The organism is Mesorhizobium sp. M8A.F.Ca.ET.181.01.1.1 (assembly GCF_004792025.1).
In the GTDB taxonomy this organism is placed as follows: domain Bacteria; phylum Pseudomonadota; class Alphaproteobacteria; order Rhizobiales; family Rhizobiaceae; genus Mesorhizobium.
This window is the reverse complement of record NZ_SRTV01000290.1, coordinates 1-289: the sequence shown is the minus strand read 5'-3', so window position 1 is coordinate 289 and position 289 is coordinate 1. Positions and strand designations below refer to the sequence as shown.

General features: G+C 68.2%; 1 pseudogene. It reads left to right on the top strand.

Annotated elements, in window-relative coordinates:
• Positions 1 to 289: pseudogene (locus EN824_RS34645) on the top strand (protocatechuate 3,4-dioxygenase subunit beta); the annotation flags it as partial.

The window sequence follows — 289 nt, the reverse complement described above, 5'->3', positions numbered from 1 at the left end:
CCGAAGACCTCGGCGCGCTCGACAACGACCTCACGCGCAACGCCGTGCGTAACGGCGAGCCGCTTGGCGAACGCATCATCGTGACGGGCCGCGTGCTCGACGAAGGCGGCCGCCCGGTGCGCAACACGCTCGTCGAAATCTGGCAGGCCAATGCCGCCGGCCGTTACGTGCACAAGGTCGATCAGCACGACGCGCCGCTCGATCCGAACTTCCTCGGCGCCGGCCGCTGCCTGACGGATAACGAAGGCCGCTACCGTTTCCTGACCATCAAGCCGGGCGCGTACCCGTG